Origin of the sequence: Moorena sp. SIO2C4, from assembly GCF_010672485.1 — a bacterium.
Lineage (GTDB): Bacteria > Cyanobacteriota > Cyanobacteriia > Cyanobacteriales > Coleofasciculaceae > Moorena > Moorena producens.
Window position 1 is genome coordinate 1 of sequence record NZ_JAAHGN010000178.1, and the last position, 9,449, is coordinate 9,449.

7 protein-coding genes and 3 pseudogenes are annotated in these 9,449 nt (G+C 42.3%); 5 read left to right on the forward strand and 5 right to left on the reverse strand.

Annotated features, from left to right (window positions below; translation table 11 throughout):
- Positions 1-198, forward strand: a 198-nt coding sequence (locus F6K20_RS12160) for a transposase (RefSeq protein ID WP_287265468.1), incomplete at its 5' end; no start/stop codon positions are given.
- 14 nt (positions 199-212) lie between these two features.
- Here the strand turns inward: F6K20_RS12160 and F6K20_RS12165 are convergent.
- A pseudogene (locus F6K20_RS12165) lies at positions 213-425 on the reverse strand (nitroreductase family protein); the annotation flags it as partial.
- A gap of 33 nt (positions 426-458) precedes the next feature.
- The gene (locus tag F6K20_RS12170) at positions 459-620 is read right to left on the reverse strand and encodes a hypothetical protein (protein ID WP_287267980.1); all 162 of its coding nucleotides are present in this window, start codon (positions 618-620) and stop codon (positions 459-461) included.
- A gap of 341 nt (positions 621-961) precedes the next feature.
- Between F6K20_RS12170 and F6K20_RS12175 the strand changes: the two genes are divergently transcribed.
- Positions 962-1,858 carry a LysR family transcriptional regulator gene (locus F6K20_RS12175; protein ID WP_287267978.1) on the forward strand — a complete coding sequence of 299 codons (897 nt, stop codon included), beginning with the start codon at positions 962-964 and terminating at the stop codon, positions 1,856-1,858.
- Positions 1,859-2,377: 519 nt separating this feature from the next.
- On the opposite strand, the gene F6K20_RS12180 is transcribed toward F6K20_RS12175, so the two are convergent.
- Positions 2,378-2,797, reverse strand: coding sequence for a hypothetical protein (locus tag F6K20_RS12180; protein WP_287267977.1), 420 nt, complete (start codon positions 2,795-2,797; stop codon positions 2,378-2,380).
- A gap of 1,218 nt (positions 2,798-4,015) precedes the next feature.
- Between F6K20_RS12180 and F6K20_RS12185 the strand changes: the two are divergent.
- The 3 genes and pseudogenes from F6K20_RS12185 to F6K20_RS12200 all read left to right on the forward strand — a co-directional run.
- A pseudogene (locus F6K20_RS12185) lies at positions 4,016-4,924 on the forward strand (reverse transcriptase domain-containing protein); the annotation flags it as partial.
- A 105-nt stretch (positions 4,925-5,029) separates the two neighbouring features.
- Positions 5,030-5,641, forward strand: a pseudogene (locus F6K20_RS40595) (HNH endonuclease signature motif containing protein); the annotation flags it as partial.
- Between the two features lie 701 nt (positions 5,642-6,342).
- Positions 6,343-7,611, forward strand: coding sequence for an RNA-guided endonuclease InsQ/TnpB family protein (locus F6K20_RS12200; protein ID WP_287294831.1), 1,269 nt, complete (start codon positions 6,343-6,345; stop codon positions 7,609-7,611).
- A gap of 11 nt (positions 7,612-7,622) precedes the next feature.
- On the opposite strand, the gene F6K20_RS12205 is transcribed toward F6K20_RS12200, so the two are convergent.
- Positions 7,623-8,318, reverse strand: a complete 696-nt coding sequence (locus F6K20_RS12205; RefSeq protein ID WP_287267155.1) for a redoxin domain-containing protein — start codon at positions 8,316-8,318, stop codon at positions 7,623-7,625.
- 306 nt (positions 8,319-8,624) lie between these two features.
- The coding region (locus F6K20_RS12210; RefSeq protein ID WP_287294832.1) for a protein-disulfide reductase DsbD family protein at positions 8,625-9,449 on the reverse strand (825 nt) is incomplete at its 5' end.

Sequence of the window (9,449 nt, forward strand, 5' to 3'; positions counted from 1 at the left end):
TATCTTCCCGAGTATAGTCCTGATTATAACTTAATTGAATTGGTTTGGCATTCAGCAAAAGAATATATTGCCAATCGAGTTTTCAAATCAATTGAAGAATTAGAATGTTTGTTAAATCATCTTTTAAATGAAGGAGGGTTAATTATAAAATGGGTACGAAAAATAAAAAACAAAGGCAATGCTGTTATCACAGTTTAAATGCGCAACAGCTTAAAAGCACAGGCTCTTAACTTTTCTTTGTTAGCTTGCTCCTGTACGACTATAAAGCGCCAGGGTTGTAAATTGAAACCAGAAGGCGATCGCACTCCTAAGCGAAAAATTTCTGTTAAGATTTCTTTGGGAATTGGATCAGGACGAAATGAACGGGCAGCACGACGCTGTTCTATTGCTTCTTTTAATCCCATTGATGGTGATAGTTCGTTCATAGTTAGTTATTTGAAGGTTTAAAGTTGATAGGTTTAAAGTTGATAGGTTGAAGGTTTACAGGTTGAAGGTTTACAGGTTGAAGGTTTACAGGTTGAAGGTTGAAGTGTGTAGGGTGCGTTAGGGGTGCGCCTTGCCATCATTTCAACTTCGTAGCCAATAGCCCCGTAACGCACCACCGAAGGGCTCGAACTCATTTTCCACCTGGTAGTAAGCGTTGGTAAAGCCCGTCCCGTAACGCACCACTAGGTCAAACTAGATATCAATACCAAGCAAAAATTTGATATCTAGTGTTGAATAAATAAGCAATTAATTCGTACTTTATGACTATCTTTATCCTCTCAACTATAGTTTTATAAATTACCTATTAACTAGGAGCTATTACCCTGGCTAATTCTAGAATTTGGTAACGCAGTTTATGCTCTTAATTACTTGATGTTTTTACTCCATAGAAGCTTATATTACTAGCTTAGGTAGTAATTTGAATTTTGTCTAATATAATTTTTGGAGGGACTTGATACCTCGAAAGGTATGACTGATGCTATCTAACATTGAACTTAATCATCTTAAGACTTTTCTGGTCGTGGCGGAAGAGATGAATTTTGGGCGAGCTGCAGAGCGGCTTCATATTGCTCAACCGCCTCTGAGTCGTCAAATTAAACGCCTTGAGGAAAGCTTGGGGGTACAGCTTTTTCATCGTACCAAGCCCCAGATTCAACTAACTGAAGCTGGTAGGGCGTTGGTGTTAGAGGCGCGAAGGATCCTCAAGCAGGTGGATTTGGGTGTCCAAGTGACTCAGCGAGCTAGTCGTGGGGAAATTGGCCAGATTATCTTGGGGTTTGAGGGATTTTCTTCAGCTGATATTGTCCCGTTATCGATTCAAGCTTATAAGCAGCAATTCCCTGATGTACACATTGTGGCTAAGGAGATGTCAACTGGGGAACAACTTCAGGCATTGTTGGAGCAACGGATTGATTTGGGTTTTATTGTGCCTCGCAAGGTGGATGAATCACTGATGCTGGAAACGATTCTGCGAGAACCGTTGGTGTTGGCAGTATCTGAAACTCATCCCCTAGCTAGTCAAGATCAGGTGCAACTAGGTCAACTCCAGGATGAACCGTTTATTCTCGGATTAAATACGGATCAATGTGGTTTATATTCGGCGGTGATTCGTGTCTGTCACCAGGCTGGCTTTACTCCTGAGGTGAGTCAAGTAACCAATGAAACCCAACTGATGTTGGGATTTGTGGCAGCGGGTATGGGAATTGCTCTATTGCCCAATTCGATCAGACGTTTTCGTCGAGATGGGGTAGTGTATCGGTCAGTACAACCTTCTACAGCAGAGATTGTGTTAGCGATCGGATGGCGTATTACTAATTCTTGTCCTACTCTTGAGCAGTTTTTACAAGTAGTTAGAGATACAGCCAATCTGTAAGCATTCAGCCGTCAGCTGTCAGCTTTTTAATAAAAGAGATAAGTATTAAGCTGTTCAGCATTTAGATTGGGATACCTAAATTGCTCAAAGGGAACAGGGAAAAGGGAACAGGGAACAGGGAACAACCAATTTAAATGCACATCAGCTTAGAATACGGCGGTTTGCATAACTATCAGGTACACAGGATTGTTTGCCCACTTCCGACTTCCGACTTCCCTGCTCCGAAGTCCCTGCTTCCTAAAACCCAAGAATTTGTACCTAACTCAATTGCAAACCGCTGTACTCAGTCCCCAACCAGTACTTATAGTATGGTTGGGGATTTTATCCTAGTTAGTAAGGTACGAATGGTAATATCTACAACTACTTTCAGCATTAATAGCTCCAAGAGTTTAAAAAAAACTTCCGTTAGTCCAAGTTCTCCGAGAATTGAATAAGAAGTGTCTTTAGCAGAATAAACCTCTATGAGATTGTCAAACAGTAATCACAATAGATTTAATTTATTCAATAAACCTAAGATTATTAATTCTTACTCTTATCCTGAGACCATATAATAAATAAATACAATAACCATATAACAAGACTAACAAGACTTAATATTAAAGCCTCTTTATGAAACCCTAACTTATATAAAATAGTTAGAAAAATCCCAGAAACTGCCAAGATCAAATAAAAATTACTTACTCTAATCTGTTTAACCTCTTCATATATTTTTAAAAATGTTTGTCCTATAAGTGAAAGTGGTTGATCAAATATATTTCTTAGAAAATATAATGTAATTAAAAACGACAATATATATACCCAAGGGATTATCTTGTCAGTCTCAAAAAAAATAAATAATAATAGTAAGCTAAAATTGGCAACAAACCAAGATAGACCTGCTATCATTATAAAAGCTGCTATTATTTGGATTAAACCTATTATTAAAGCTAAGTAAATCATAATAACTCCTATCAATTACTTAAAGATAATGATAATCTTAGTAACTCGACACACACTAAAAATAACCCATATTTAGTTATCAGTATTTTATTTTACTTTTATGCAAATTTTTAAATATTTTTAATTTTAGGGATAGGTTGTTTAGGTTAAATCAGGTTTCTTCGATACTACGGCCAGGGTAAACGCATCTAATTTTTTTATTCCTACATATAGTGTTTATTTAATTTAATGAACACTATATGTATAAAATCTATTGTCAATAAGCACAATAATACTGGGTTTATTGAGAACTACCCCCGGTTTATTGACAAGATGCGCTTACCCTGTAACTGGTTTGCTCATTGTTGTTACTGTACCTCATAGTTATGCAAACCGTCGTAATGTTGAGTTACGTCACCTATCAGCTATCATCTATCAGCTTATGGGCGCTTGGGCAAGCTACACCGAACAGCTTTTGAATAAGTAATGCAGCGCGGTCTTGGGGGTTCCCCCATGAGCAACTGCCGTGGTTTCCCCGGAGACGAAACCTTAGAGAGGTGCGGCTCGTTCTAGCTAAGGAGCCTCCCGTAGTAGGGAGGGGTATGAGCTAGGGGCGCGAAGAGTAATCTTCAAAACCCAACTAACTGTTGAATGGTGGTGAAAGTCCACCCCTTGAAGAGACAAGTGACTCCTTATCTGGCCACACCGAGGTGGGCGGCAACCCACCAGAGTGACGCTGGCATCAGGGCGGAATCAGAGGTAAATCAGATGTGCCACACTGCCGCTAAAAGGGAGGCGACATGGGTAGATTAACAAAAGTCCTTAAAAAGTGTCTGACGGTCAAGCCGCAATCTGAAGAGAATATGCGAGACTTTATCCTTTTATTCTCACGATGCTTTCTTTCTGGTAATCGTAATCTCTGAGAAGAGGATAGGCAAAATGGTTAGAAGTTACCGCAAGAATAGTGGAGCCTTTATAGTTAGTCGGCTATGGGTAAAAGGGTTAAAAATTTTGTAGTAAGGCTCCACTATTCTAAGGTTTCATCTCCGGACTGCCCTAAATCGTCAAAACAATCTAACAGTTGGAACGAGTAAAAACGACAGCAAAAAGAGTCTGGGGAAAGGTCGAAACCTCAGTAAGTTATGCCAAACTTAATCCTCACTGTCGGGTAAGATGCAGTCGAATAACTGACTGCGGGTATCCAGAAAACACAAACTCTAGGAGAGTATAGGTAGACGCATGTCCAATAGATATAGCGACCTCTGGAAAAGTCAAAAGTGGAAAAAACTCCGCCAAGACTTATTCCGCCTACAAAAGCGAGTGTTCAAAGCGATTCGAGATGGTGACCTGAAGAAGGCGCGGTCTTTACAAAAACTGATTCTGAAATCCCGTGCAGCACAACTTTTGGCTGTCCGTCAAGTCACACAATTGAATAAAGGGAAAAAGACGGCTGGAGTTGATGGCCTGTCAAGCCTCAACTACAGACAGCGAATGGAACTGGTAGAAACATTGAACGACCATGCCTCTGACTGGAAGCATAGCCGAGTTCGTGAAATTCCAATCCCGAAAAAGAATGGAAAAGTAAGAATGTTGAAAATACCAACTATCGCTGACCGAGCCTGGCAATGTCTAATTAAGTTTGCGCTAGAACCAGCTCATGAAGCAGGTTTTAGCGGAGATAGCTACGGATTCCGCACCGGTAGATGTGCTCAAGACGTACAAAAACGCTTACAGCTACATCTAAAATCGGACAAAAACGGAATCAACAAAAGGGTGATCGAATTAGACATCAAAAAATGCTTTGACCGTATCTCACATAACTCCATAATGGAGCGCGTCATAGCCCCGGCAGCTATCAAAAAGGGAATATTCCGATGTCTTAAAGCAGGAGTAAATCCCGAGTTTCCGGAGCAAGGCACACCTCAAGGGGGAGTAGTGAGTCCCTAAAGCGCCAACATCGCACTCGACGGAATAGAGGACATACACACCAGTCTGAGATATGCCGACGATATGGTGTTCATCCTTAAGCCAAAAGACAATGCTGAGAAGATACTAGACAAAGTTAAAGCCTTCCTAGCAGAGCGCGGAATGGAAATCAGTGAAGAAAAGACCAAGTTAACTAAAACGACAGACGGGTTTGACTTCCTATGAAGTTACCGTAATAATAAAGAAGCCTTTACAGGGGACAGACTATGCAAAAAAGGGTTAAAAATTATTAATTAAGGCTTCTTTATTCTAAGGTTTCGTCTCCGTGGCTGGAATTTCCTCCTCCAGAAAAACGGAAAGTTTCGGTCAATTCCCTCAGAGGAAAACCACCGAAACATCCGGAAGAAGATTAAAACTGTGGTCAACAGCTCGAATTATGGTGCTGAAATAAAAGCAACGAAACTAGCACCCATCGTGCGCGGTTGGCGAAACTACCATAGTAGCTGTGATATGAACAGCAGCAGGGATTCCTTATGGTTCATGGGCAACACTGCCCACCGAAAGTTCCGAAAGGAAAAGAAAGTAAGTCGGTATAGAGCTACAGAACTATGCAAAAAGGCATTCCCAAAAGTGGGGTACAAACAAAACCAACACGTAAACGTAAGGGGCACCAAGTCACCCTACGACGGCGACCTGGTATACTGGAGTAATCGAAATTCCCGATTATACTCCGATGCTACGTCAGAAGCTTTGAAAAAGCAAAACCATTCCTGCGGATATTGCGGGTTGAGGTTGATCGAAGACGAGGATGTACATCTTCATCACATAGATGGAAACCACGACAACTGGTCAAAAAAGAACCTATCAGCAGTTCACCAAAGCTGCCACCAGCAAATACATTGGAGCAAAAGCGAGGTGCGCTTTCCAATGGGCAGATAAACTGCCCCTGGGTCGCACCTCAGCTAAGGATATCTAGGAGCCGTGTGAGGCGAAAGTTTCATGCACGGTTCTGAAGGAGAGGTGCTCCCCGTAATAGGGGACATCGACTCTAATTGGAGCCTTTATAGTCGGAGTCGGCAGGTTATAGGTAAAAGGTTTAAGTCTTTTGTAATAAGGCTCCACTCTCTTACGGTAACTTTAAACCATGAGCGACTGGATCAAGACAACAAGTAACCATTCTTTTAATCTGAATTGAGTCTGCATGATAGCTGACCGCTAACGCCACGCACTTCAAGCAGGGTGCCCGTAGCGCATATGCTTATATGGGCTTTTCCCCAGACTTTCAATGTTATTTTAAGCTCACGGCTGACAGCTGACAGCTGTTCGCGTAGCCTGCCCGTAGCGCATATGCTTACAAATAACCTTCAACATTTACCCTTTAACTATTGTTTTTAACAAAACTCGCGGAATTCCCCAACCTCGTGCGTTGTAGGTTGGGTTAGAAGTTACCGCAAGAATAGGGCAGCCTTTATGGTTGGTCGGCTATGCATAAAAGGTTTAAAACTTATTGATTAAGGCTGCCCTATTCTAAGGTTTCGTCTCCGGGATGGATAGCGAGCCAGGAAATTCATCTTATCCCTTGACATATTACTACTAAATACATATAATATTAAGCAAGGTCGATAACAAGGTTGAGTGCAGTGAAACATAAAGCCGTCAAAGTTAGAATTTATCCCACGCAAGAACAAGTTCAAGTATTAGCTCAGCATTTTGGATGTGCTCGCTGGTGGTGGAACTATGCCTTGAATCAGTGCATAGAAACCTATAAAGAAACTGGCTTTGGGCTAAAGCAATCTGCACTCAACTCTATGTTGCCAAAGCTCAAGAAACAAAAGGAGACTGAATGGCTGAAAGATTGTTACTCTCAGGTTCTGCAATCCGTGAGTCTCAATCTTAGTCGTGCTTACCAAAATTTTTTTGAGGGAAGAGCAAAATATCCTAGATTCAAGTCGTACCATCACCGTCAATCAATCCAGTATCCTCAAAACGTAAAACAGGTAGGAGATTGCCTTAAATTCCCTGGAAAACTAGGAATTGTCAAGGCAGTAATTCACCGACCACTGGATGGAGAATTTAAAACTGTGACAGTCAGTAAAACTCCTTCCGGAAAATATTATGCTTCTGTGTTAATGGAGTACGAGGGTGATGGAGTGAAGCTGTTAAAGAACGGAGGTGCGCTTGACCTAGGCGAATTAAATTCGCCTAGGTCAAGCGCACCTAAGGTGATCGGTATTGACTTAGGTATCAAAGATTTGGCGATTACCTATGACGGTGAAAAGACCTCTAAGTTCAGTAATCCCAAGCATCTGGCTAAGTATGAAAAGAAGTTAGCCAAAAAACAGCGTATTGCTGCTCGAAAGAAAAAAGGCAGCAGTGGGCGTAAAAAGGCCAGAAAGATTGTAGCTAAGGTATACGAGCGAATTGGAAATGTCCGCCAAGACTACCTACATAAGCTGTCTAGAAAGATAGTAGATCAGAACCAAGTAGTGGTAGTCGAAAACCTGAATGTCAAGGGCATGGTTCGTAACCATAAATTAGCTAAAGCAATTTCTGATCTGGGCTGGGGAACCTTTGTCAATTTCCTTTCTTACAAATGCGAAAAAGAAGGGAAAGTATTGGTAGAGATAAATCGGTGGTTCCCCAGTTCTAAGACCTGTTCTAATTGTCATTATCAAATCAAAGAGTTACCACTTGACTTAAGGACTTGGACTTGTCCAAGTTGTGGAACTCACCACGATAGAGATGGTAATGCGGCAAAAAATATTAGGGCAGAAGGAATCAGAATGCTATCCTCCTCTGGGACGGGGGGGGACAACGCCAGTGGAGAAGAAGTAAGACCAAGACGTGGGCGTCCGTCCAAGTTAAGGCGTTCTTCCGTGAAGCTGGAAGCCCCGACCTCTACGAAGTAGGTCGGGGTAGTTCACCTATTATATTTAACTGAGCAACCGTAAGGCTGAGTGACTGTTGTTTCTACTGGTTTATTAGTAATAACACTATCCACAGCAGCTTGGACATAGTTGCTAGCAGTTTCTACATCGGCTGGATTAGCTGAGGGTTTATTATCAATTGCTCCCATGTATTTTAAGACTCCATCAGTATCAATAACATACATATGGGGTGTGGTGCGAGCTTGATATAGACGACCAATGGTGCCTTCGGAGTCTATAATTACTGCTGTGGGATTAGCGCTACTGCTTTTAATCAATTCATTGGCTTTTTGAGGGGTGACATGACCTTGCTTTCCTGGAGCTGAAGAGATTATGGATAACCAGACTACTCCTTTGCTGGTGGCTTCTTTCTGAAGTTTCTGCATGTTACCGCTGTTGTAATGTTTGCGGACAAAGGGACATTGGTGATTAGTCCATTCTAATACTACGACTTTGCCTTTGAAATCACTGAGCTTGTGGGTGGTATTGTTGCTATCAACTCCAGTGAATTCTGGTGCTTTTTCATCAATATTTAATGGTGATGATGCTGCAATTGCGGTGGATACTTGACTTGTATTTTTGGCATCTTTGGTGAGGGGATTAGTCTGGCATCCAGTGATAATTAAGGCTAGGGCTACTAATCCAGTGGTGGTAATTTTATGACCGTTAAATTTGAGAAAGTTGTTCATGTTTTTTGATGGCTGATTGTTGATTATTGATTGTTGATTGTTGATTATTACTTGTTACTTGTTATTTGCCATTTCATTAAATTCTACCTAAATTTTATATAGGGATCCTAAATTAATTGTGATAATTTTTGATGCCATATTCCCTACTCCCTACTCCCAAATCCGCTGGGGTGCATCTCTTGTTTGCTGTTTGACCCGATGGTGCGTTACGGGGCTGGCTATCTTAACACTGGTTTAGAGGCAGAAAATGAGGGCTCGCCCGCCCCTAACGCACCCTACGCTACTCCCGACTCCTGACTCCGTTTGCTATAGTTTTTTGATGGCACGTTGAACTTGCTCTGGGGATAGAATCTGAGGTAGTATAATCGGCTGGGTAAATTCTGAGTCTGGTGGATACAATACATAAAGGGGTACGCCACTACGTCCGAAGGATTCTAGAGCTTTGGTGATGGCTGGGTCACGATTAGTCCAATCTGCTTTGAGTAGGGCAATTTTTTTAGACTCAAAGGCGGCTATGGTTTCTGGCTGGTTGAGGGCTACACGCTCATTAACTAGACAGGTAATGCACCAGGATGCTGAAAAATTCAGGAATACTGGGCTTCCTGATTGCCTTAGTTTAACTAGTCGTTGAGCTGTATAGCCTTGCCATTTGATGCCGTTATTTTGATTATGGGTCAGTGCAGTAGGAGTGGTGGTGGAAACTTGGGCTAAGCTCAGGGAAAATCCTAGGGCGACTAAGGCGCAGATTGAGCCAAGATGCTTTCCTAGAGGGGGGAGTAGGCGGGTTTTTTGGTGCAACCAAGTGGCAAAGGCAATTAGGATTAGCCCTGTTAGGGCAGCTGCTAAACCGTTGGTTCCAGTTTGCTGGACTAATACCCAGATTAACCAGGCGGTGGCGGCGTACATGGGGAATGCCAGAAGCTGTTGGAAGGTTTCCATCCATGCTCCTGGTTTGGGTAAAATACGCTGCAATCCTGGGGTGAAGCTAATGGCTAGGTAGGGCAGGGCTAGCCCAAGACCGAGCATTTCAAAGATTGCGATCGCTATCGGTACGGATTGGGTCAGGGCTACTCCCAGGGCGGTTGCCATGAATGGTGCGGTGCAGGGAGTGGCGACTACGGTGGCAAAGAC